This is a genomic window from Cupriavidus sp. 01L43, assembly GCF_056399925.1.
In genome coordinates, this window is record NZ_JBFTSH010000008.1 from 136,727 (window position 1) to 157,719 (window position 20,993).

General features: G+C 69.3%; 20 protein-coding genes. 15 read left to right on the plus strand and 5 right to left on the minus strand.

The features are described from left to right. Positions 1 to 104 precede the first annotated feature (104 nt). From glyQ to AC1DP9_RS15605, 8 genes are all read left to right on the plus strand, one after another. Positions 105 to 1,070 (plus strand): glycine--tRNA ligase subunit alpha, encoded by a 966-nt coding sequence (gene glyQ / locus AC1DP9_RS15570; protein ID WP_092291953.1) that lies wholly within the window; start codon positions 105 to 107, stop codon positions 1,068 to 1,070. Further along, positions 1,067 to 1,717: a hypothetical protein gene (locus tag AC1DP9_RS15575; protein ID WP_441591719.1), complete on the plus strand. Its 651-nt coding sequence runs from the start codon at positions 1,067 to 1,069 to the stop codon at positions 1,715 to 1,717. Before glyQ ends, AC1DP9_RS15575 begins: the two co-directional genes overlap by 4 nt. A gap of 35 nt (positions 1,718 to 1,752) precedes the next feature. Then, positions 1,753 to 3,876: a glycine--tRNA ligase subunit beta gene (gene glyS / locus AC1DP9_RS15580; protein ID WP_477107845.1), complete on the plus strand. Its 2,124-nt coding sequence runs from the start codon at positions 1,753 to 1,755 to the stop codon at positions 3,874 to 3,876. 13 nt (positions 3,877 to 3,889) lie between these two features. Further along, positions 3,890 to 4,486 (plus strand): D-glycero-beta-D-manno-heptose 1,7-bisphosphate 7-phosphatase, encoded by a 597-nt coding sequence (gene gmhB, locus AC1DP9_RS15585; RefSeq protein ID WP_092291949.1) that lies wholly within the window; start codon positions 3,890 to 3,892, stop codon positions 4,484 to 4,486. Positions 4,487 to 4,501: 15 nt separating this feature from the next. Continuing rightward, entirely contained in the window at positions 4,502 to 5,263 is a 762-nt protein-coding gene (locus AC1DP9_RS15590; RefSeq protein WP_454756818.1) for a lysophospholipid acyltransferase family protein, read from the plus strand. Further along, positions 5,260 to 6,135 (plus strand): M48 family metallopeptidase, encoded by an 876-nt coding sequence (locus AC1DP9_RS15595; protein WP_477107846.1) that lies wholly within the window; start codon positions 5,260 to 5,262, stop codon positions 6,133 to 6,135. The genes AC1DP9_RS15590 and AC1DP9_RS15595 overlap by 4 nt, the downstream gene beginning before the upstream one ends. Before the next feature lie 92 nt (positions 6,136 to 6,227). Beyond that, on the plus strand, positions 6,228 to 6,635 hold the full coding sequence (gene gloA, locus AC1DP9_RS15600) for a lactoylglutathione lyase (protein ID WP_092291943.1): 408 nt from the start codon (positions 6,228 to 6,230) through the stop codon (positions 6,633 to 6,635). A 9-nt stretch (positions 6,636 to 6,644) separates the two neighbouring features. Then, on the plus strand, positions 6,645 to 7,550 hold the full coding sequence (locus AC1DP9_RS15605) for a DMT family transporter (protein WP_092291941.1): 906 nt from the start codon (positions 6,645 to 6,647) through the stop codon (positions 7,548 to 7,550). 46 nt (positions 7,551 to 7,596) lie between these two features. Here the strand turns inward: AC1DP9_RS15605 and trpS are convergent, their stop codons facing one another. From trpS to AC1DP9_RS15630, 5 genes are all read right to left on the minus strand, one after another. After that, entirely contained in the window at positions 7,597 to 8,634 is a 1,038-nt protein-coding gene (gene trpS / locus AC1DP9_RS15610) for a tryptophan--tRNA ligase (protein WP_477107847.1), read from the minus strand. Positions 8,635 to 8,695: 61 nt separating this feature from the next. Then, positions 8,696 to 9,541 carry a 16S rRNA (adenine(1518)-N(6)/adenine(1519)-N(6))-dimethyltransferase RsmA gene (gene rsmA, locus AC1DP9_RS15615; protein ID WP_092291937.1) on the minus strand — a complete coding sequence of 282 codons (846 nt, stop codon included), beginning with the start codon at positions 9,539 to 9,541 and terminating at the stop codon, positions 8,696 to 8,698. Positions 9,542 to 9,559: 18 nt separating this feature from the next. Next, positions 9,560 to 10,615, minus strand: a complete 1,056-nt coding sequence (gene pdxA / locus AC1DP9_RS15620; protein WP_092291935.1) for a 4-hydroxythreonine-4-phosphate dehydrogenase PdxA — start codon at positions 10,613 to 10,615, stop codon at positions 9,560 to 9,562. A 30-nt stretch (positions 10,616 to 10,645) separates the two neighbouring features. After that, positions 10,646 to 12,157, minus strand: coding sequence for a peptidylprolyl isomerase (locus AC1DP9_RS15625; RefSeq protein WP_092291933.1), 1,512 nt, complete (start codon positions 12,155 to 12,157; stop codon positions 10,646 to 10,648). Positions 12,158 to 12,166: 9 nt separating this feature from the next. After that, positions 12,167 to 14,644, minus strand: coding sequence for an LPS-assembly protein LptD (locus tag AC1DP9_RS15630; protein ID WP_477107848.1), 2,478 nt, complete (start codon positions 14,642 to 14,644; stop codon positions 12,167 to 12,169). Positions 14,645 to 14,822: 178 nt separating this feature from the next. On the opposite strand from AC1DP9_RS15630, the gene AC1DP9_RS15635 reads away from it, so the two are divergent. From AC1DP9_RS15635 to AC1DP9_RS15665, 7 genes are all read left to right on the plus strand, one after another. After that, positions 14,823 to 15,869, plus strand: coding sequence for an aminoglycoside phosphotransferase family protein (locus tag AC1DP9_RS15635; protein ID WP_477107849.1), 1,047 nt, complete (start codon positions 14,823 to 14,825; stop codon positions 15,867 to 15,869). 89 nt (positions 15,870 to 15,958) lie between these two features. Further along, complete coding sequence (locus AC1DP9_RS15640; RefSeq protein WP_244844811.1) at positions 15,959 to 16,636, plus strand: AzlC family ABC transporter permease; 678 nt, start codon at positions 15,959 to 15,961, stop codon at positions 16,634 to 16,636. Continuing rightward, positions 16,633 to 16,956 (plus strand): AzlD domain-containing protein, encoded by a 324-nt coding sequence (locus AC1DP9_RS15645; protein ID WP_092291925.1) that lies wholly within the window; start codon positions 16,633 to 16,635, stop codon positions 16,954 to 16,956. Before AC1DP9_RS15640 ends, AC1DP9_RS15645 begins: the two co-directional genes overlap by 4 nt. Before the next feature lie 5 nt (positions 16,957 to 16,961). Continuing rightward, positions 16,962 to 17,711, plus strand: a complete 750-nt coding sequence (murU, locus tag AC1DP9_RS15650; RefSeq protein WP_477107887.1) for an N-acetylmuramate alpha-1-phosphate uridylyltransferase MurU — start codon at positions 16,962 to 16,964, stop codon at positions 17,709 to 17,711. A 100-nt stretch (positions 17,712 to 17,811) separates the two neighbouring features. Then, positions 17,812 to 19,218: an aminopeptidase P N-terminal domain-containing protein gene (locus AC1DP9_RS15655; protein ID WP_092291923.1), complete on the plus strand. Its 1,407-nt coding sequence runs from the start codon at positions 17,812 to 17,814 to the stop codon at positions 19,216 to 19,218. Continuing rightward, the gene (locus AC1DP9_RS15660; protein WP_255370716.1) at positions 19,215 to 19,754 is read left to right on the plus strand and encodes a hypothetical protein; all 540 of its coding nucleotides are present in this window, start codon (positions 19,215 to 19,217) and stop codon (positions 19,752 to 19,754) included. Before AC1DP9_RS15655 ends, AC1DP9_RS15660 begins: the two co-directional genes overlap by 4 nt. After that, positions 19,690 to 20,973, plus strand: a complete 1,284-nt coding sequence (locus AC1DP9_RS15665) for a UbiH/UbiF/VisC/COQ6 family ubiquinone biosynthesis hydroxylase (RefSeq protein WP_477107850.1) — start codon at positions 19,690 to 19,692, stop codon at positions 20,971 to 20,973. The genes AC1DP9_RS15660 and AC1DP9_RS15665 overlap by 65 nt, the downstream gene beginning before the upstream one ends. Positions 20,974 to 20,993 lie beyond the last annotated feature (20 nt).

The following is a 20,993-nucleotide window of genomic DNA, read 5'->3' on the forward strand; positions in this document are numbered from 1 at the left end:
TGTTCCGGTCGGCTTGTGGCCAAAACCCGATAGAATTCAGGGTTTGGCAATCCTGGCACGAGACCGCTCGTGCACTTGCCGGCGGCTTTCTTTTTCGTCTTCCTATGCTGACCTTCCAACAAATGATTCTTACCCTGCAGGCCTACTGGGACCGGCAGGGTTGCGCGTTGCTGCAACCGATCGATCTGGAGGTCGGCGCCGGGACGTCGCATGTGCACACGTTCCTGCGCGCGATCGGCCCCGAGCCCTGGCGCGCGGCCTACGTGCAGCCGTCGCGGCGCCCCAAGGATGGCCGCTATGGCGAGAACCCGAACCGCCTGCAGCACTACTACCAGTACCAGGTGGTACTCAAGCCCGCGCCCGAGAACATCCTCGACCTGTACCTCGGCTCGCTGGAAGCGCTGGGGCTGGACCTCAAGCAGAACGACATCCGCTTCGTCGAGGACGACTGGGAGAATCCCACGCTCGGCGCCTGGGGCCTGGGCTGGGAAGTCTGGCTCAACGGCATGGAAGTGACCCAGTTCACCTACTTCCAGCAAGTCGGCGGCATCGACTGCAAGCCGATCACGGGCGAGATCACCTACGGCATCGAACGTCTGGCGATGTATCTCCAGCAGGTGGAGAACGTCTATGACCTGGTCTGGACCGAGTGGGTCGAGAACGGCGAGACGCGCCGCCTGACCTATGGCGACGTCTACCACCAGAACGAGGTGGAGCAGTCCACCTACAACTTCGAACACAGCAACACCGAGATCCTGTTCCGCCATTTCTCCGAGCACGAGGGCGAGGCCCGCCGGCTGATGGGCGAGGTGGGTGACAGTCGCGGCGAGACCACCGAAGACGGCCAGAAGAAGGATTCCGGCGTGCGTCTGGCGCTGCCGGCCTACGAACAAGTGCTCAAGGCGGCACACACGTTCAACCTGCTCGATGCCCGGGGCGCGATCTCCGTGACCGAGCGCGCGGCCTACATCGGCCGTATCCGCAATCTGTCGCGCCAGGTGGCGCAGGCCTACTACGACTCGCGCGAAGCGCTCGGCTTCCCGATGTGCGGCAACGGGGCCCGCGCATGACCTCGCGCGTGCGCGGCGCACGCATGCCGAGGCGCCTGACAGCGCTGGCGACCGTGGTGTCGCTGGCAACGCTGGGCGGGCTGCTGGCGGCGTCCGGCGCGGCGCAGGCGGCTGCCCGCGCGGCCACCACCCCGGTGCCGCAGGCGCTGTACCTGCCGGCCGACCTCGCCAATATCTGCGAGGCCGATCCGCAGGCGCTCCAGCAGGCCATCGCCCGGCACTGGAAGCCGTCGCTGGCCAGCATCGACCAGTGGACGCAGCTGGTGCGCTCGTTCTCGTGCGACCTGTCCGGCTCGCGCGACCTCGGCTGGCACCGCGTGCCGCTGCGCACCTACGAGAGCGCCATCCGCTACCCGCTGCAGTGGGCCACGTGGGAAGAGCGCAACGGCCGCTCGCGCCGCACCGTCCGCAACTATTATTCAGCGGCGCAGTTGCCGCAGAAGATCGATTTCTGGGTGGGCGGACGGATCGACGAGATCCGCTATGACCGCCGCCAGCAGCGCATCGACGCCCGCTTCCCGGCCGCCGGCGCCCGTGGCGCCTCCGGCGTGGTGGCGCAGTGCGCCTACACCACGCTGCAATTCCGCCAGCAGAACGGCCTGTGGCTGCTGTCTGGCGTAGAACCCAATCTCGCGCCGCGCTGCTGACAGCGCGCGCCTTTCATACCCGTTGGATACGATTCATGTCGCAACCCATGACCGATTCGCTGCTGATCGAACTGTTCACCGAAGAGCTGCCGCCCAAGGCGCTCGCCCGCCTGGGCGATGCCTTCGCGCAAGGCCTGACTGACGGCCTGCGCGCGCGCGACCTGCTCGAGGCCGGTGCCAGCGTGACCCCGTTCGCCACGCCGCGCCGCCTGGCCGCACTGGTGACCGGCGTGCGCCGCAGCGCCCCTGACCGCGAGCAGCGCGAGAAGGTCCTGCCCGTCTCCGTGGCGCTGGACGCCAACGGCGCCCCCACCGCCCCGCTCGGCAAGAAACTGGCCGCGCTGGCCAAGTCCGTCGGCGTGGCCGAGATCGACTGGCAGACGCTGGAGCGCTCCTCCGACGGCAAGGCCGAGGCGCTGTTCCATCGCTACACCGCCAAGGGGGCCACGCTGGCCGACGGCCTCCAGGCCGCGCTGGACGAGGCAATCGGCAAGCTGCCGATTCCGAAGCTGATGAGCTACCAGCGCCCGGACGGCACCACGGTGCACTTCGTACGCCCCGCGCACAGCCTGATTGCGCTGTTCGGCGCCGAGATCGTGCCGGTGTCCGTGCTCGGCCTGCCGGCCAGCAATGTCACGCTGGGCCATCGCTTCCTGTCCGAAGGCACCCTCGAGATCCCGCACGCGGCGGAATACGCCACGCTGCTGGAGAACAAGGGCCGCGTGGTGGCGAGCTATGCCGACCGCCGTGAGCGCATCCGCACCGCCCTGCTCAAGGAAGCCGGCGCCGACCAGGTGGTCATGCCGGACGCGCTGCTGGACGAAGTGAACTCGCTGGTCGAGTGGCCGGTGGTCTATCCCTGCCACTTCGAGGAAGTCTTCCTGGCCGTGCCGCAGGAATGCCTGATCCTGACCATGCAGACCAACCAGAAGTATTTCGCGCTGACCGACACCGCCGGCCACCTGCGCAACCGCTTCCTGATCGTGTCGAACCTGGCCACCGAGACGCCCGAGTCCATCGTCACCGGCAACGAGCGCGTGGTGCGCCCGCGCCTGGCCGACGCCAAGTTCTTCTTCGACCAGGATCGCAAGAAGACGCTGGCCTCGCGCGTGCCGCAGCTCGGCAACGTGGTCTATCACAACAAGATCGGCAGCCAGCTGGACCGCGTGCAGCGCCTGCAGCAGATTGCCGGCCACATCGCCGACGCGATGAATGCCCACGGCGTGACCGTCGACAAGGCCGCCGCCATGCGCGGCGCCGAACTGGCCAAGGCCGACCTGCTGACCGACATGGTCGGCGAGTTCCCCGAACTCCAGGGCACGATGGGCACCTACTACGCGCGCCATGACGGCGAAGCCGACGAGGTGGCGCTGGCGTGCTCGGAACACTATCGCCCGCGCTTTGCCGGCGACGCGCTGCCCGAGGGGGCCGTCAGCACCGCCGTGGCGCTGGCCGACAAGCTCGAGACACTGGTCGGCATCTGGGGTATCGGCCTCCAGCCCACCGGCGAGAAGGATCCGTTCGCGCTGCGCCGCCACGCGCTGGGCATCCTGCGCATGCTGATCGAGCGCCCGCTGGCGGTGCCGCTGGACACCCTGCTGGCGCTGACCGAGCAGGCGTTCGCGGGGATCGTCGCCGTCAAGCCGTCGCGCGAGGCCATCACCGATTTCCTGTTCGACCGCGTGCGCGGCTACCTCAAGGACAAGGGCTACACCACCAACGAGGTGGAAGCCGTGGTGAGCCTGCGCCCGCAGCAACTGCATGACGTGCTGGGCCGCATGGAGGCCGTGCGCACCTTCGCCGCGCTGCCCGAGGCCGAGGCACTGGCCGCCGCCAACAAGCGCATCACGAACATCCTGCGCAAGACCGACGAAGCCATCGGCACGGTCGACACGGCGCTGTTCCAGGAAGACGCCGAGGGCGCGCTGCACGCCGCCATCGAACGCGTGCGTCCGGGTGTGGAAGCGGCCTTCGCCGGCGGCGACTTCACCGGCGCCCTGCGCGACCTGGCCCAGCTCCGCGACGCCGTGGACCGCTTCTTCAACGACGTGATGGTGATGGCCGAGGACGCGCGCCTGCGCGCGAACCGGCTTGCGCTGCTGGCCACGCTGCACACGCTGGCCAACCGCGTGGCGGACATCTCCAAGCTGGCCGCCTGACCGGAGCCCTGCGATGCCACAGTCCCAGCCCCGCTTTGTGATCCTCGACCGCGACGGCGTGGTCAACCTCGACAGCGACCACTTCATCAAGACGCCCGATGAATGGGTGCCGATCGCCGGCAGCCTCGAGGCCATCGCCACGCTGAACCAGGCCGGCTACCGCGTGGTGATCGCGAGCAACCAGTCCGGCATCGGGCGCGGCCTGTTCGAGATGAGCGCGCTGAATGCGATGCACGAGAAGATGTACAAGGGGCTGGCCAACCTCGGCGGGCGCGTGGAGGCGGTGTTCTTCTGCCCGCACACGGCCGCCGACAACTGCGACTGCCGCAAGCCCAAGTCGGGCCTGTTCGAGCAGATCGGCGAGCGCTTCGGCCTGGAGCTGCGCGGCGTGCCCGTGGTGGGCGACTCCCTGCGCGACCTCGAAGCCGGCGTGGCGGTTGGCTGCATCCCCCATCTGGTCCTGACCGGCAAGGGCGTGAAGACGCGTGACAAGGGCACCCTGCCCGCCGGCACGCGCATCCACGACGACCTGGCCGCGTTCGCCCGCTGGCTGATTGCCGGCGATGCCGCCCACAAGGCGTCTTCGTCACCCGCGCCCAGCGCCCCCTGAATTCCGGCCACACTGATGACCTTTATCCGTTCCCTGCTGTTCGCGCTGTACCTGATCGTGCTCACGCCGCCCTACGCGTGCGCCTGCTTCATCGCCTTCCCGTTCATGAACGCCGACCGGCGCTTCCGCTTCGTGCGCGGCTGGCCCCTGCTCGTGATCTGGGCTGGCCGCCTGATCTGCGGCATGCGCTACCGCATCGAAAACGGCGAGCGCATGGACGCGATGCTCGACAAGCCCGTAGTGCTGCTCTCCAAGCACCAGTCCGCCTGGGAAACCGTGGCCTACGTGGCGCTGATGCCCAAGCCGCTGTGCTTCGTGTTCAAGCGCGAGCTGCTGTTCGTGCCGTTCTTCGGCTGGGCGCTGGGCATGCTCAAGATGGTCCATATCAACCGCAAGGAAGGCACGCGCGCGTTCGCCTCGGCCGCGCGCCAGGGCCGCGACCGGCTCGCCGAGGGCGCCTGGATCATCATGTTCCCCGAAGGCACGCGCACGCGCGCCGGCCAGGAGAACCCGCGCTACAAGAGCGGCGGCGCCCGGCTGGCCGTGGAAACCGGCGCCTGGGTGATCCCGATGGCGGTCAACTCCGGACGCGTCTGGCCGCGCAACTCCTTCCTGAAATACCCCGGCCTGATCACGATCTCGATCGGCATGCCGATTTCGTCGGCCAACAAGACCGCCGACGTGCTGAACCAGGAAGTGGAAGCGTGGATCGAGGCCGAGATGCGCCGGATCGATCCCGAAAGCTATCGCCGCAACGCCAGCGAAGCCGCCGCATGAAGCTGCTGCGTCCCACTCCCGACAACCCCGGCGCGCAGCTCGAACTGCCGCTCGCGGAGGCTGCGCCCAGCGGTGCCTCCGCCGCGGATGCCGCGCTGCTGGCGCCCTCGCTGGACACGCCCCCGGCCGACACCTGGCCACCCGCCCTGCCCAACGGCCGCACGCTGCACGTGGGCGAGCGCATGCTCCACTACGCGCTCAAGCGCTCGTCGCGGCGCACCATCGGCTTCACGGTGGATGACCGCGGGCTGTCGATCACGGCGCCACGCTGGGTTACGCTGACCGATATCGAGTCGGCCATCCTGGAAAAGCAGCGCTGGATCTTCAACAAGCTGGGCGAGTGGCGCCACCGCGAGGCTCGCCGCATACTGCCGACGGTGCAATGGCGCGAGGGCGCGAGCCTGCCGTTCCTGGGCAAGCCGATCACGCTCCAGCTCGATTCGCCGGCCGGCGCGCTGCTGTTCGACGCCGACACGCGCGTGCTGCACCTGGCGCTGCCGACGCACGCCGACGAGCAGCAGATCAAGGACCGCGTGCAGGGCTGGCTCCAGCACCAGGCGCGCCGCCTGCTGGTGGAGCGGCTCGAGATCTACGCCGACAAGCTCGGCGTGCGCCACACCGGCTTCGCGCTGACCTCGGCCGCCACGCGCTGGGGTAGCTGCACCGCCGACGGCAAGATCCGCCTGAACTGGCGGCTCATGCATTTCCCGCTGTCGATGATCGACTACGTGGCCGCGCACGAACTGGCGCACCTCAAGGAAATGAACCACGGCCCGCGCTTCTGGGAAACCGTGGAATCGATCTTTCCCGAGTTCCGCGATGCCCGCGCCCAGCTGCGCGCGCATCCGCCCGAGCTGCTGCCGACGTTCTGACGCCCGGCGAGGCGGGGAGCCGCCGGCGAGGCCCCGCCATCCGGACTAAAATACGGCCTCGCCATCCTACGAATTCCAGAAAAGGGCTCCCCATGCGACTCCTCCACACCATGCTCCGCGTTGGCGACTACCAGCGCTCCATCGACTTCTACACGCGCGTGCTCGGCATGCAGCTGCTGCGCGAGAGCGACAACCCCGAGTACAAGTACCGCCTGGCGTTCGTCGGCTACGGCCCCGAGAGCGAGACGGCCGTGCTCGAGCTGACCTACAACTACGGCGTGGACCAGTACGACCTGGGCACCGCCTACGGCCACATCGCGCTGGAAACCCCGGACGCGGCGGCGGCCTGCGAGCGCATCCGCGCGGCGGGCGGCAAGGTCACGCGCGAGGCCGGTCCGGTCAAGGGCGGCACCACGGTGATCGCCTTCGTCGAGGATCCGGACGGCTACAAGATCGAGCTGATCGAGCGGCATTCGACGCGTGACGCGTCGCGCCCGTAAGCCAGCCCGATGAACACGCAAGCCCTGACGCGGCGCCCGCTGGACGGCACGGCCATCGGCCTGATGGTGTTGCTGTGCGCCGCCTGGGGCCTGCAACAGGTGGTGATCAAGGTGACGGCGCCGCTGATGGGCGCCGTGCTCCAGGCCGGCGTGCGCTCGGCGATTGCGGCGCTGCTGGTGTTCGCCTTCGCCTCCTGGCGCGGCACGCCGCTGTGGCAGCGCGACGGCACGCTGCGCCCCGGGCTGGTGGCCGGGCTGCTGTTCGGCGCCGAGTTCTTCTGCATCTTCGTCGGGCTGGGCCACACCACGGCCTCGCGCATGGCCGTGTTCCTCTACACCGCGCCGATCTTCACGGCGCTGGGCCTGCACCTCTTCGTGCCCGGCGAGCACCTGCGGCGCGGCCAGTGGCTGGGCGTGGTGCTGGCGTTCTGCGGCATGGCGCTGGCCTTTGTCGATGGCATCGCGGCCACCTCGGCGCATGCCAGCACGCTGCTCGGCGACGCGCTGGGCGTGGTCGCCGGCGCGCTCTGGGCGGCCACGACCATCGTCGTGCGCGCCAGCTCGCTCTCAAGCGCCCCGGCCAGCAAGACGCTGCTGTACCAGCTGGCGGTCTCGGCGGTGCTGCTGCTGGCGATGGCGCTAGCGGCGGGTCAGGCCGGGCGGGTGGAAGTCAACGGGATGGTGGTGGCGAGCCTGTTCTACCAGTCGGTGCTGATCGCGTTTGCGAGCTACCTGATCTGGTTCTGGCTGCTCAGGCAGTACCTGGCGTCGCGGCTGTCGGTGTTTTCGTTCCTGACACCGCTGTTCGGCGTAGCCTTCGGGGTGCTGCTGATGCACGACGCCGTCGGCCTGCGCTTCGGCGCGGCGGCGGTGCTGGTGCTGCTGGGGATCGTGCTGGTGAACCGGAAGGGCTGAGGCACAGGCACCGCGATCAAGCTCGCGGCGCCTGTCATCGAACGACTTAGCGTGGGAACGAGAACATTCCGAGCGCGTCGCGTACCTCTTCCAGCGTCTGCTGGGTCAGTTCGCGCGCTTCGGCCGTGCCCTTGCGCAGGATCTCGAACACATAGCCCGGGTCCTTCGCCAGTTCCTCACGGCGCTCGCGGATCGGGCGCAGCATCTCCTGCAGGATGCCTTCCACACGGCGCTTGAGCACCATGTCGCCAAGGCCGCCACGGCGGTAGTGGTCCTTCAGCTCGGTCACTTCCTCCACGTTCGGATCGAACGCATCGAGGTAGGTGAACACGACATTGCCCTCCACCTGGCCCGGATCGGACACCTTCAGGTGGTTCGGGTCGGTGTACATGCGGTGCACCGCTTCCTTGATCTGCTCGGGCGAGGCGCCCAGCGGAATCGCGTTGCCCAACGACTTGCTCATCTTGGCCTTGCCATCGACACCCGGCAGGCGGCCATGCTTGGGGATCAGCGCGGCGGCTTCGGGCAGCACGTCGCGACCCACCTGATGGTTAATCCGGCGCACGATCTCGTTGGTCTGCTCGATCAGCGGCGCCTGGTCCTCGCCCACCGGCACCAGCACGGCCTTGAAGCCGGTGATGTCCGCCGCCTGCGAGGCGGGATAGCACAGGAAGCCCGCCGGGATGTCACGGCCAAACCCGCGCGCCTGGATCTCTTCCTTGATCGTCGGATTGCGCTCGAGGCGCGCCACCGTGACGAAATTGAGATACATCAGCGTCAGTTCGGCCAGCGCGGGCAGGTGCGACTGCACGGTGATCGTGGTCTTGGCCGGGTCGATGCCGACGGCCAGGTAGTCCAGCGCCACCTCCAGCACGTTGCGGCGCACCTTTTCCGGATCGTGGGCGTTGTCGGTCATGGCCTGCGTGTCCGCCAGCAGCACGTACTGCTTGTGCGAGTCCTGCAGGGCGACGCGGCTCTTGAGCGAGCCGACGAAGTGGCCCAGGTGCAGCGGGCCGGTGGGGCGGTCACCGGTCAGGATGACGGGACGCGGGTCGGTTTTCGCGGTTGGCGTGTTGGCGGTCATAAGCGTCGCTGGAACTTCGAAATATTCGAAAAAATTCGGAAAACGGAAAACTATGCGGGATTCAGGCCACGCCGCGCGCGGGGCGGGGCGCGGCGCTGTCGCCGACGGTGCGCGCCAGCTCGACATACTCGGCCACGGGCACTTCCTCGGCGCGGCGGGTAAGGTCGAAGCCGAGCTTGTCGAAGTCGACCTGATCGCGCAGGAAGGACAGCGTGTTGCGCAGCACCTTGCGGCGCTGGGAGAACGCGGCGGTCACCACGTCGCCCAGCACGCCTGCGTCGCAGGCGGGGTACGGTGAGCGCAGCCGGCCATCCTCGCCGCGCGGCCACGGGATCATGCGCACCACGGCAGAATCGACCTTGGGCGGCGGATTGAACGAGCCAGGTGGCACATCGAGCACATGTTCCATGTGATAGCGCACCTGGAGCATGATCGACAGCCGCCCGAAGGCCTTGCTGCCCGGGTCCGCCACCATGCGCTCCACGACTTCCTTCTGGAGCATGAAGTGCTGGTCGCGCACCTGGTCCGCGAAGTCCATCAGGTGGAACAGCAGCGGGCTGGAAATGTTGTACGGCAGGTTGCCGACGATGCGCAGCGGGCGGCCGGTCTCGTGCAGCTTGCCGAAGTCGAACGCCAGCGCGTCGCCGGCATGCACGACCAGCCGGTCGTTGTAGCGGCGGCGCAGGCGGTCCACGAGGTCGCGGTCCAGCTCCACCACCTGCATCTGCGGCAGGCGCTCGAGCAGCGGGTCGGTCAGCGCGCCGAGGCCCGGGCCGATCTCGACCACGATGTCATTCGGTTGCGGATCGATCGCGCCGACGATGCCGTGGATGATGCCGTCATCGACCAGGAAGTTCTGTCCGAATCGTTTGCGGGCCACATGGCCCTGGTGCACGTTTGAACGCATGGTGTCTGCGGCTGGCGGTCAGCGGGTAGCGGGCCACACGCCGGCATTGCCGTCGTGATGGCGCCCGTTGGCGTGGCCAGCCATGGTAATGGCACTGCGGATGGCCTCGATCATGCTGCCGTGCTCGGCGCGGCCGCTGCCGGCCAGGTCGAGCGCGGTGCCGTGGTCCACCGAGGTGCGGATAAAGGGCAGGCCCAGCGTGATGTTCACGCCGTGCCCGAAGGTGCCGTACTTGAGCGGCGCCAGTCCCTGGTCATGGTACATCGCCAGCACGCAGTCCGCGTCGCGCAGGTGGCGCGGCTGGAACAGCGTGTCGGCTGGATAGGGGCCGCGGGCGTCGATGCCGGCATCGCAGGCCAGGGACAGGGCGGGGCCGATCACGTCGATCTCCTCGCGCCCCATGTGGCCGCTCTCGCCGGCGTGCGGGTTCAGGCCGGTCACCAGGATGCGCGGCCGGGCGATGCCGAAATGGCGACGCAGGTCGGTATCGATGATAGTCAGCGTCTCCACCAGCATCGGGATGTCGAGTGCGTCGGGCACCGCGCGCAGCGGCAGGTGCGTGGTGGCCAGCGCCACGCGCAGCATGGCGTTGTCGTGGGCCGGCTGCGGGCCGGCCAGCATCATCACCACACGCGGCACGGCGGCGCGCTCGGCCAGGTATTCGGTGTGGCCGGTGAACGGCACGCCCGCGTCGTTGATCGTGCTCTTTTGCACCGGCGCGGTGATCATCGCCGCGTATTTGCCGGCCTGCAGGCCGTCGATGGCGGCGTCCAGCAGCGCCAGCACGTAGCGGCCGTTGCGGGCGTCGAGCTTGCCCGGCTCACTCTGCACGCCGAGCGGCACATCCTCCACCACCACCCCGCCTTCGCCGATCTGGCGCGTCCAGGCGTGGCCGACGCCCAGCGCCGCGGCCCGGCTGGCCAGCAGACGGGCATCGCCCAGCACATGGAAGCGGTAGTGCCCGTTGCGGTTGCCATTGCTGCCGGCAAGCTGCAGCAGCGCCCCGATCGTGATGTCGGGGCCGATGCCGGCAGGTTCTCCGGTGGTAATGGCTAGCGCGAGCGGGTCGGGCATGGATGGGGTGGGGTCGGGGGCGCCGGCGGATCAGCGCTGGCGGTTGATGCGGTATTCCACGTACGCCGCGCTGCGGAGCTGGCGCACCCAGTCATCATAGGCGGCGCGCAGCTTCTGCTCCCGGACTTCCGAACGGGCGAAGTCGCGCTGCTTCTCCGCCGACACCTCGGTCTCGCGGCGATTCATCACCTGGATCAGGTGCACGCCGAACTGGGTGACCACCGGGTCGGAGATTTCGCCCGGACGCAGCCGGTTCATGGCCTGCTCGAACTCGGGCACCAGTTCGCCCGACGAGACCCAGCCCAGGTCGCCGCCCTGCTGGGCCGAGCCGTCCTGCGAGAAGCGGCGCGCGAAGTCGGCAAAGTCGCCGCCGTGCGTGATGCGGTCGCGCAGCGTCGTCATCTGGCGGCGTGCCTCGGCCTCGGGCATGTTCGGACCGGTGCGCACGAGGATGTGGCGCACCTGGGTCTGCGTGATGCGCTCGCTGGCCTGCGGCTGGTCGGCGGCCGGCGCGGCGCGCTTGGCCATCAGCCGGATCACATGGAAGCCGTTGGCCGACTCCACCACCTCGGGCACCAGTGCGCCGGGCTGGAGGTCCACCACGGCGTTGGCGAACAGCGCCGGCAGGCGGCCGATCTCGCGGAAACCGAGCGCGCCGCCCTGCGCCGCCTCAGGCGCTTCCGAGTTGGCCTTGGCCAGCGCGGCGAAGTCCGCCCCGCCCTGCGCCTGCTTCAGCAGGCCCTCGGCCTTGGTCTTCAGCTCGGCCTTCTGGGCGTCGGACGCGTTTTCGGGCACGCGGATCAGGATCTGGGCGACGTTGTACTCGGTCGGCCCGGCCGGCGCGGCGCCGCCCTTGCGCGCGGCGAGGTAGTTGTCGATCTCGCCGTCGTAGACCTGCACCTTGGAGTCGACCTCGCGCTCGCGCAGGCGAATCACCTGCACCTGCTTGCGGAGTTCGTCACGATACTTGGTCCAGCTCATGCCGCTGGCTTCCACGCGGCTGCGCAGTTCGGTGGCGGTCAGGCGGTTCTGCTGCGCCACGGACTCGATGGCGCGGTCGACTTCCTGGTCGGTCACGCGGATGCCGGCGTCTTGCGCGGCCTGCGTCTGCACGCGCTCCATCACCAGGCGCTCGAGCACTTCGCCGAGCAGGTCGGCGCGCGGCGGCACCTCACGCTGCGCGGCGCGCAGCTGGCTCTCGATCTCGTCGGCGCGGTCCAGCAGCTCGCGCCGCGTGATCACGCTGTTGTTGACCACCGCCACCACTTCATCGACAAGCTGCGAGCGCTTCTGGCCCGGCTGCGGCACGCCCATCTGCGGCTCGCTCGGCGGCACGGCGGTCTGGGCGGGCTGCTGCAGGAAGATGCCCGAGGTGCGGCCGCTGCCGCTGCCGCTACCGGAAAGTGACGGCTTGCCCGAGGGCGCCGACGGGGCCTTGAGCTGCGCCACGGCTGGCGCGGCCAGCGCGGCAAGCACGGCAGCCATCGCCACGTGCCACAGGGGGTTGGATCGGGACAGCGCGTTGGAAGCTCGACGTTTCATCTTGGTCCGTCATTCATAGTGATCGTACTGGGACGTGGGCACCGGACGTGCGGTAACAGGCTCGTAGCCCGGCACGTTCAGACGCAGCATGTCCAGCGGGTTGGAACCGATCTTGGACAACCCGCGGAATTCCACCTGCAGGAAGAACCGGCCGGTATAGCCCTGCGTGGTGTTGCGGAAACGCTGGTATACCACGCGTCCCACCCAGCAGTCGGCGGCGTATTCGATGCCGGCCAGCGCATCGACCAGCTGGTTGGCGGTCTGGTCGAACGCCACCCGGCCAATACCGTAGGTGCGGCGCGTGATCGGCCACTGGCTCGACAGCTCGAACTGGTCGATGGCCGAGTTATCGGTCACCGAGGTCGGCCGGCGATAGCGGTAGCCCACGTTGACCAGCTTGCGCGACTCCGGCCGCCACGCGAACGCCACGTTCGAGTAGTTCACGCGGTTGTCCTCGGGGCTGTACTGGATGCCCGCATCGAGATAGTAGCCGCGGAACAGCTGGATCGTGGTAGCTGCGAGCAAGTCAGAATAGCTCGGCTTGGTATCTGTGGATGTACCGGTCAGCTGCACGCGCTGGCCGGTGAAGTCCACGCGCTGCGCCAGCGTGCCGCGGAAGCGCTCGATGCCGGTATCGGACTCGATCAGGCGCGTGGTCACGCCCGCCGTGAGCTTGTTGTTGTCGGCGATCCGGTCATTACCGGTAAACGCGTTCTCGCTGAAGATCTGCCCGTAGCCAAAGTCTGTCTGGACAGTATCGAACAGCGGGAACTGGCTCTGGTCGCGGAACGGCGTGTAGACGTAGAACAGGCGCGGTTCCAGCGTCTGGGTGTAGTTCACGCCGAACAGTTTGCTCACACCAGGCGCCGCGCGGTCGAACACCATGCCCGAGTCCAGGCTCACCGTGGGAATGGCGCGGCCGAACGAGTTCTGCGCGCCGGTGGTGTTGGTGCCGGTGTCCATGTTGTACTGCGCGGCGTTGAAAATCACCTTCGGCGTCACGAACCAGCCCGGGCGGATGATCGGGTAGCTGATCACCGGCTGGATGAACGCGCGGTTGCCCTCGGGCTGCTGGAAGCCGGTGGACGTCAGCGGGATCCGGAAGCGGGTGTAGTCGGCTTCCACCGAGATATCGAAGCCGCCGAAGTCATAACGCGTGTAGCGGGCGTTCAACTGCGGCTCGCGCTCGTACGACGGCTCGCTCGGGCGCAGCGTCTGGAACTTCTGCACCCGTGCCATGAACGTGAAGTCCTGCCAGTTGTAGATCACGCCGCCTTCCTGCGTGTACTGGCGCAGCGTGGACTGGGAGACCGAGCGCGTCAGGTCGTCCGGGTACTGGTCGTCGGACACCTTGCTGACGCTGGCATACGCCGTCATGCCCGGAATGATCCGCTGGGTGTGCTGGAACGAATACGCCCAGCGGTCACGCTCGGCCTTCCTGTCGTCCGGCAGGAATTCGGCCCGCAGGCGGCCCGAGTAGCCATCGCCGAGGTAGCGGTAGTCGCCGCCCAGTTGCACGCCCCGCGAGGTCAGCAGGCGCGGATAGAGCGTCAGGTCGCGGTTCGGCGCCAGGTTGAAGTAGTACGGCACCGTCAGGTCGAGACCCGACTTGGAGCTGTACCCCATCAGCGGCGCCAGCACCCCGCTGCGGCGCTCGTCGTTCAGCGGGAACGAGAACGCCGGCGCGCCGGCGATCGGCACGTTGAAGAAGCGCAGCACGCCGCCGTAGGCGGTACCCACCTGGCGGTCGCTGTCGATGTCGATGCGGTTCGCGCTGAAGTACCAGTCGGCGTTGTCGGGCGAACAGGTCGTGTACGACGCCTTCTTCATCGTGCTGCGGTCGGGGTCGATGAAGTCGATGCGCTCCGCGCTGCCCGCGCCGCCGGTCTGGTGGAAATAGTAGTCGGGCGAGAGCATGTAGCCCTCGTTGGCCTCCACGCGCAGCTTGGCCTCGGGGCCCACGGCCAGCGTGCCGCTCTTGGACAGGCGCACGTTGCCCGTGGCATGGGCCTCGTCGGTGTCCTGGTCATAGGTCACCTTGTCGCCCTTGACCACGGCGCCGTCGCGGCGCAGCTCGGCATTACCCTCGAGCGCCACGCCCTTTTCGCTGAAGCCGGTCAGGCTGTCGCCCGAGACATAGGCCGGGGCGTTGGGGTTCGACGGGGTCGAGCTCGGCGCGATGTTCATGCTGCTGGCCGTGGCCGCCTTCGGCGGCGCCTCGTCCAGGCGCGGCACCAGCACGCCGGCTTCCGGCGCGGGCGGCGGGGCTTCGGGGGTCTGGGTGACCGCCGGCTCGGCGATGTCGATGTTCGGGATGGCCGAGCCCGCGCCATATTGCGCGTGCACGCTCACCGACAGGCCCGCCATGGCCAGCACGAGCGGACGCAGGGTGCTGGCCGGCAAAGCGGCACGCATGCGCCGCGGCAGGCCGCGCAGCGCGGGCGGTCGGGTGGCCGGATGATGCGGTGATCGTTGTTGTTCGGTCATGCGGACGGTTATCGGTCGGCTCGGCGCCGGGCTGCGGAACGGTCCCGCGAACGGTTCCGTACTTCCCGCCAACCCTTGCCGGAGCAGGCTGCGGGGCAACAAAGGCCCCTCCCGGGGGCCACCCGGCGCCCGGGTCTGGTCGGGTATTATACGGGGCATCGTATCCACCCAATCCGGCATGGCAGCACTTATTCACGACCCAACCTCCGACCCGCGTATCGCCCAGCTCAAGAGTTGGGTCGCCGGGCTCGGCGCCACGTGGTCGATCGACCCCGACTCCTGCGCCCCGGCATCCGCCGACGCCAGCTTCCGCCGCTACTTCCGCGTGCGCACCGGCCATGCCGCCCATCCGACGGCCATCGTCATGGACGCCCCGCCCGCGCACGAGGACTGCCGGCCGTTCATCCACGTGGCCGGGCTGTTCGGCGAGGCCGGCGTGACCGTGCCCACCGTGCTGGCCCAGGACCTGGCGCAGGGTTTCCTGCTGCTGGCCGACCTCGGCAGCCAGACCTACCTGTCGAAGCTGGACGCCTCGTCCGCGCGCGGCCTCTATGACGACGCCGCCGCCGCACTGGTCAGGATCCAGCTGGCCACCCGCCCCGGCACGCTGCCCGCCTACGACCGCGCCCTGCTCCAGCGCGAGCTGGACCTGTTCCCCGAGTGGTACGTGGGCCGCCACCTGGGCGCCACGCTGAACGACGCCCAGCAGGCCGACCTGCGCGAAGTCTTCGACGCGGTGCTGGCCAACAACCTGGCCCAGCCGCAGGTCTACGTGCACCGCGACTATCACTCGCGCAACCTGATGGTCCTGCCCGATGGCGCCAACCCCGGCATCCTGGACTTCCAGGACGCCGTGATCGGCCCGGCCACCTATGACGCGGTCTCGCTCTGGCGCGACGCCTATATAGAGTGGGACGAAGAGCAGCAGCTCGACTGGCTGATCCGCTACTGGGAGCGCGCGCGCAAGGCCGGGCTGCCGCTGAACGCCGATTTCGGCGCCTTCTACCGTGATTTCGAGTGGATGGGCCTGCAGCGCCACCTGAAGGTGCTCGGCATCTTCGCCCGCCTGTACCACCGGGATGGCAAGGACGGCTACCTCGCCAACCTGCCGCTGGTACTCAAGTACACGCGCAACGTGGCCGGCCGCTACACCGAGCTGCGCAAGCTGGTGCGGCTGCTCGATGCCCTGGAAGGCACCGAGCACCCCGCCGGGTTCACGTTTTGAGCGCCGCCCCCGCTGATCCTGCATCGCCCAGCCCCGCGCCGGTCACCCGTGGCGGGGAATGGTGGGCCGGCGTGCGCGCGCTGGCGCCGATGCTGCTCGGCGTGGTGCCGTTCGGCCTGATCTATGGCGTACTGGCGGTCAATGCCGGCATGCCCGCCTGGCTGGCCTGCGCGATGAGCGCCATCGTGTTCGGCGGCGCCTCCCAGATGATCCTGACCCAACTCTGGGCGGCCGGCACGCCGGCGCTGGTGATCGCCTTCACCGTGGCGATGGTCAACCTGCGCCACGCGCTCTATTCGGCCACGATCGCCCCGTCGCTGGCACCGCTGCCGCGCCGCTGGAAGGCGCTGGTGGCCTACCTGCTGACCGACGAGGCCTTCGCCGCCATGACGCGCCGCCTGGGCGATACCGGCGAGCGGGCGCGCTACCGCCACTGGTTCTACTTCGGCGCCGGCTTCTCGCTGTGGTCGAGCTGGCAGCTCTCCACGCTGGCCGGCGTGCTGGTCGGCGCGCAGGTGCCGCAGGACTGGCCGCTCGATTTCTTCCTGCCGCTGACCTTCATCGCCATCATCGTGCCGAACCTCAAGCACCGCGCCCACGTGGCGGCCGCGCTGGTGGCCACGGCGCTGGCGGTGGCCTGCTTCGGCCTGCCGCACAAGCTGGGCCTGATGGTGGCCGCGCTGGGCGGCATCGCGGCGGGCATGCTGCTGCTCGGGCGCGGGCACCCCACGCCGCGCCGCAGCCCGCGCAAGGAGCCGGCGGCATGAATCCGATGACCTTGCTGTGGGTGTTCCTGGGCGCCGGGCTGGCCACCTACCTGATCCGGCTGTCGTTCATCGCCGTGGAAGGCCGCGTGCGGCTGCCGTCCTGGTTCCGCACCGCGCTCCAGTTCGTGCCGGCGGCGATGCTCTCGGCGCTGATCGCCCCGGACCTGCTGATGCACGACGGCGCGCTCTACCTGAGCCCCTATAACACCCGGCTCGTGGCCGGGCTGGTGGCCATCGTCATCGCCGCCTACACGCGCAGCGTGGGCTGGACGATTGCCGGCGGCATGGCCACGCTGATCGCCCTGGAGTATTGGTTGTGAACACCCTGAAAGCGATGATCTTCGCGGCGGGACGCGGCGACCGCATGCGTCCGCTGACCGATACCTGCCCCAAGCCGCTGCTGCGCGTGGGCGGCAAGCCGCTGATCGTCTGGAAGATCGAGGCGCTGGCGCGCGCCGGCCTGACCGACATCGTCATCAACCATGCCTGGCTCGGCGAGCAGCTGGAAGCGGCGCTCGGCGACGGCTCGCGCTTCGGCGTGCGCCTGCACTGGTCGGCGGAAGGCAGCGCGCTGGAGACGGCTGGCGGCATCGCCAAGGCCCTGCCGCTGCTGACGCCAAACCCTGACGCCGGCGAGATCTTCCTGGCCGTGTCGGGCGACATCTTCTGCGACTTCGACTACGCCGCGCTGCTGCCGCGCGCCCGCGCCATGGCCGGTGCGGAGCGACCGATGATGCACCTGGTGATGGTGCCCAATCCGCCCTTCCACCCGCGCGGGGACTTCGCGCTGGGCGCCGACGGCCTGCTGCGGCTGCCCGATGATGCGGGGGATGCCGTGCCGCTGACCTTCGGCAATATCGGCCTGTACGACACGCGCCTGTTCCGCGAGATCGCGCCGGGTCAGAAAGTGGCGATGACGCCCTATTACCGCGCAGCGATTGCCAGCGGCGATGCCACCGGCGAACGTTTCGACGGCCGTTGGGAGAACGTCGGCACGCCGGCGCAGCTGGCCGCGCTGGATACCGAGTTGCGCGCCGAACTGGGCGTGCCCGCCACCGGCACCGGCGGCGCCTGAGGCGCCCGCGCCACCAGCCAGGCTCCCAGCGGGGCCACCCGCACGCCGACGGGTTTAGAATCGGCATCATTCCCCACCTCGCCACCTCGCCACCCACTCCATGTCCGCACCCGACTCCGCCCTGCTTGGCGCCTGCCGCGACCGCCGCGCCCGCGTGCTGCAACATCTGCGCGCCGGCGGCGGCGGCGTGGCCATCGTGCCCACCGCGCCCGAGGCCATGCGCAACCGTGACAGCGACTATCCCTATCGTCACGACAGCTATTTCTATTACCTGACCGGCTTCACCGAGCCCGAGGCGGTGCTGGTGCTGGTGGCCGGCGCGCCCGGGGAAGGCCCCGGCGCGGACCGCAGCATCCTGTTCTGCCGCCCCAAGCACGAGGAGCGCGAGATCTGGGACGGCTTCCGCCATGGCCCGGAAGGCGCGCGCGCCGCGTTCGGCCTGGACGAGGCGCACTCGGTGGAGGAAATCGACGCCCTGCTCCCGCCGCTGCTGGCCAATCGCGCCCAGGTGGCCTACCCGCTGGCCGCCTCGGCCGAGACGGACCTGAAGGTGCGCGGCTGGCTCGACGCCGTGCGCATGCAGGGCCGCGCCGGCGTGGCCGCACCGTCCGCCGCGCTCGACGTGCGCACTATCCTCGACGAAATGCGGCTGTTCAAGGACGCCGGCGAGGTGGCGATCATGCGCCGCGCGGGCGAGATCTCGGCGCAGGCGCACGTGCGGGCCATGCGCGCCTCGCGGGCCGGGTTGCGCGAATATCACCTCGAAGCCGAACTGCTCTACGAATTCCGCCGCCATGGCGCGCAGAGCGTGGCCTACAACTCGATCGTGGCCACCGGCCCGAACGCCTGCGTGCTGCACTACCGCGCCGGCCCGGCCGAATTGCGCGATGGCGACCTGTGCCTGATCGACGCCGGCTGCGAACTCGACGGCTATGCCTCGGACATCACCCGCACCTTCCCGGTCTCGGGCCGCTTCTCGCCCGCCCAGCGCGAGCTGTACGACCTGGTGGTGGCCGCGCAGGACGCCGCCATCGCCGAGACGCGCGCCGGCGTGCCGTACAACGTGCCCCACGACGCCGCCGTGAAGGTGCTGGCGCAGGGCATGCTCGACACCGGCCTGCTCGACCGCAACAAGGAAGGCACGCTCGACGACGTGCTGGCCAGCGGCAGCTATCGCCGCTTCTATATGCACCGCACCGGCCACTGGCTGGGCATGGACGTGCACGACGTGGGCGAGTACCGCGCGCCGGGCCCGCTGCCCGCCGGCCATGAGGGCGAGCGGCCGTGGCGGCCGCTGGAACCCGGCATGGTGCTGACCATCGAACCTGGTATTTACGTGCGCCCGGCTGAAGACGTGCCGGAGCGCTACTGGCATATCGGCATCCGGATCGAGGACGACGCGGTCGTCACCGCCGGCGACTGCGACCTGCTCACGCGCGGCGTGCCGGTCAAGGCCGATGACATCGAAGCGCTGATGCGCGATAACCTGGGAGACATCGCACGATGAAGACCCTGCTCCGCAAGCTGTTCAGCGGTGGCGGCACGCAACACACGCATTCCAGCAAGCCCGCAGCAGCGCGGCAAGTGGTGCCGGGCGAGCCGTTCGTGATCAACCTGTATGACGACCGCCTGGTCGTGCATCGTCCTGACGGCCAGCGCGAGGAACTCGCCTGGGACGCGCTGGAACGCGTGATCGTGCGCGTTTCCGACCGCGCGCCGTGGACCGGCGCCGCCTGGCTGATCCTGGCCGGCGACGCCGAGAGCAAGCAGGGCTGCGTGGCCCCGCTGGACGCCGCCAACGGCGATGCGCTGGTGGCGCACCTCCAGGCCCTGCCCGGCTTCCACCAGCAGAAGCTCGACAACGCGCTGCGCGATGCCGCCGCCGGCAAGTCGCGCACGGATGCCGTGCTGTGGAAGCGTGCCGCGGCGAATGCGGCGAATGCGGCCGATACGGCCCAATCCGGCGAGGAAGCTCCTGATGACAAGCCCCGTGACCCTCAGCACCACTCCCAGTCCCAGCCACAGTCCGGCGCCCAGCCCTGAGCCGTTCGACATCGCCATCGTGGGCGGCGGGCCCGTCGGCCTGGCGCTGGCGGCGCAGTTGCTGCGCACCACGCCGTGGCGGATCGTGCTGATCGATGCGGCCACGCCGGCCCGCGCCGCGCGGGACCCCCGGGCGATTGCGCTGTCGCACGGCAGCCGCCAGCTGCTCGAGCAGATTGGCGCGTGGCCGATGCCGGTGCAACCTATCGAGCACATTCACGTGTCGCAGCGCGGGCGCTTTGGCCACGTGAAACTGCATCACGACGACTACGGCGTGCCGGCGCTCGGCTATGTCGTGCGCTATGGCGACCTGTGCCAGACGCTGGAACGCGCGCTGACCCGTGCCGCGGACGCCGCGCCGGGCCGCCTGGCGCGCCAGTTCGAGACGCGCATCGACGACATCGCGCAGGACACCAAGGCGGATCGGCAGGAAGATGCCGCGCTGGTGCGGCTGACCGGCACCTCGCATGCCGATCAGGTCGGCCTGCCCATGGCGGTCACGGCGCGCCTCGCCGTGCAGGCCGAAGGCGGACTGTTCCACCAGCGCACGCAGCGGCTGGCGCGCAGCGCCGAAACCTCCCGGCGGCGCGACTACCAGCAGACGGCCATCATCGGCCATGTGACGTGTACGCAACCGCGGCGAGGCTGGGCTTGGGAGCGCTTCACCGAGGAAGGGCCGCTCGCGCTGCTGCCGCATGACGAACACGGCACTGCCGGCTATGCGATGGTCTGGTGCTGCCCGCCCGATACGGCCATGCGGCGGCTCGCGCTTTCCGATGCCGAATTCGCCGCGGAACTGGGCGAGGCGTTCGGCTCGCGCATGGGCCGCTTCACGCTGGTGGGCAAGCGTCACGCGTTCCCGCTGGGGCTGAATGCGGCGCCGGTGACCGTCGATGGCCGCATCGCGGCGGTCGGCAACGCCGCCCAGACGCTGCATCCGGTGGCCGGACAAGGGTTGAACCTTGGCCTGCGCGATGCCTTCGCACTGGCCGACTCGCTGCGCGCCGGCTGCACGCCGCAGGCGTTGCAGGCCTTCGCCGGCCGCCACCGCGTGGACCGGGCGATGACCATCGGCGTGACCGACCTGCTGCCGCGTGTCTTCGGCATCGGCGGGCCGCTGGCGGCCCATGCGCGCGGGGCGTCGCTGGCAGCGCTGGCCTGCGTGGCGCCGCTCAAGGACGCGCTGGCGCGCCACATGATGTACGGCGCGCGCCGCTGATCCCTCGTGGGGGGCGGGCA

Bases quoted from the DNA above. Each gene is read 5' to 3' on its own strand.
- glyQ (WP_092291953.1), top strand. From the start codon at position 105: ATGCTGACCTTCCAACAAATGATTCTTACCCTGCAGGCCTACTGGGAC.
- AC1DP9_RS15575 (WP_441591719.1), top strand. From the start codon at position 1,067: ATGACCTCGCGCGTGCGCGGCGCACGCATGCCGAGGCGCCTGACAGCG.
- glyS (WP_477107845.1), top strand. From the start codon at position 1,753: ATGTCGCAACCCATGACCGATTCGCTGCTGATCGAACTGTTCACCGAA.
- gmhB (WP_092291949.1), top strand. From the start codon at position 3,890: ATGCCACAGTCCCAGCCCCGCTTTGTGATCCTCGACCGCGACGGCGTG.
- AC1DP9_RS15590 (WP_454756818.1), top strand. From the start codon at position 4,502: ATGACCTTTATCCGTTCCCTGCTGTTCGCGCTGTACCTGATCGTGCTC.
- AC1DP9_RS15595 (WP_477107846.1), top strand. From the start codon at position 5,260: ATGAAGCTGCTGCGTCCCACTCCCGACAACCCCGGCGCGCAGCTCGAA.
- gloA (WP_092291943.1), top strand. From the start codon at position 6,228: ATGCGACTCCTCCACACCATGCTCCGCGTTGGCGACTACCAGCGCTCC.
- AC1DP9_RS15605 (WP_092291941.1), top strand. From the start codon at position 6,645: ATGAACACGCAAGCCCTGACGCGGCGCCCGCTGGACGGCACGGCCATC.
- trpS (WP_477107847.1), bottom strand. From the start codon at position 8,634: ATGACCGCCAACACGCCAACCGCGAAAACCGACCCGCGTCCCGTCATC.
- rsmA (WP_092291937.1), bottom strand. From the start codon at position 9,541: ATGCGTTCAAACGTGCACCAGGGCCATGTGGCCCGCAAACGATTCGGA.
- pdxA (WP_092291935.1), bottom strand. From the start codon at position 10,615: ATGCCCGACCCGCTCGCGCTAGCCATTACCACCGGAGAACCTGCCGGC.
- AC1DP9_RS15625 (WP_092291933.1), bottom strand. From the start codon at position 12,157: ATGAAACGTCGAGCTTCCAACGCGCTGTCCCGATCCAACCCCCTGTGG.
- AC1DP9_RS15630 (WP_477107848.1), bottom strand. From the start codon at position 14,644: ATGACCGAACAACAACGATCACCGCATCATCCGGCCACCCGACCGCCC.
- AC1DP9_RS15635 (WP_477107849.1), top strand. From the start codon at position 14,823: ATGGCAGCACTTATTCACGACCCAACCTCCGACCCGCGTATCGCCCAG.
- AC1DP9_RS15640 (WP_244844811.1), top strand. From the start codon at position 15,959: ATGCTGCTCGGCGTGGTGCCGTTCGGCCTGATCTATGGCGTACTGGCG.
- AC1DP9_RS15645 (WP_092291925.1), top strand. From the start codon at position 16,633: ATGAATCCGATGACCTTGCTGTGGGTGTTCCTGGGCGCCGGGCTGGCC.
- AC1DP9_RS15655 (WP_092291923.1), top strand. From the start codon at position 17,812: ATGTCCGCACCCGACTCCGCCCTGCTTGGCGCCTGCCGCGACCGCCGC.
- AC1DP9_RS15660 (WP_255370716.1), top strand. From the start codon at position 19,215: ATGAAGACCCTGCTCCGCAAGCTGTTCAGCGGTGGCGGCACGCAACAC.
- AC1DP9_RS15665 (WP_477107850.1), top strand. From the start codon at position 19,690: ATGACAAGCCCCGTGACCCTCAGCACCACTCCCAGTCCCAGCCACAGT.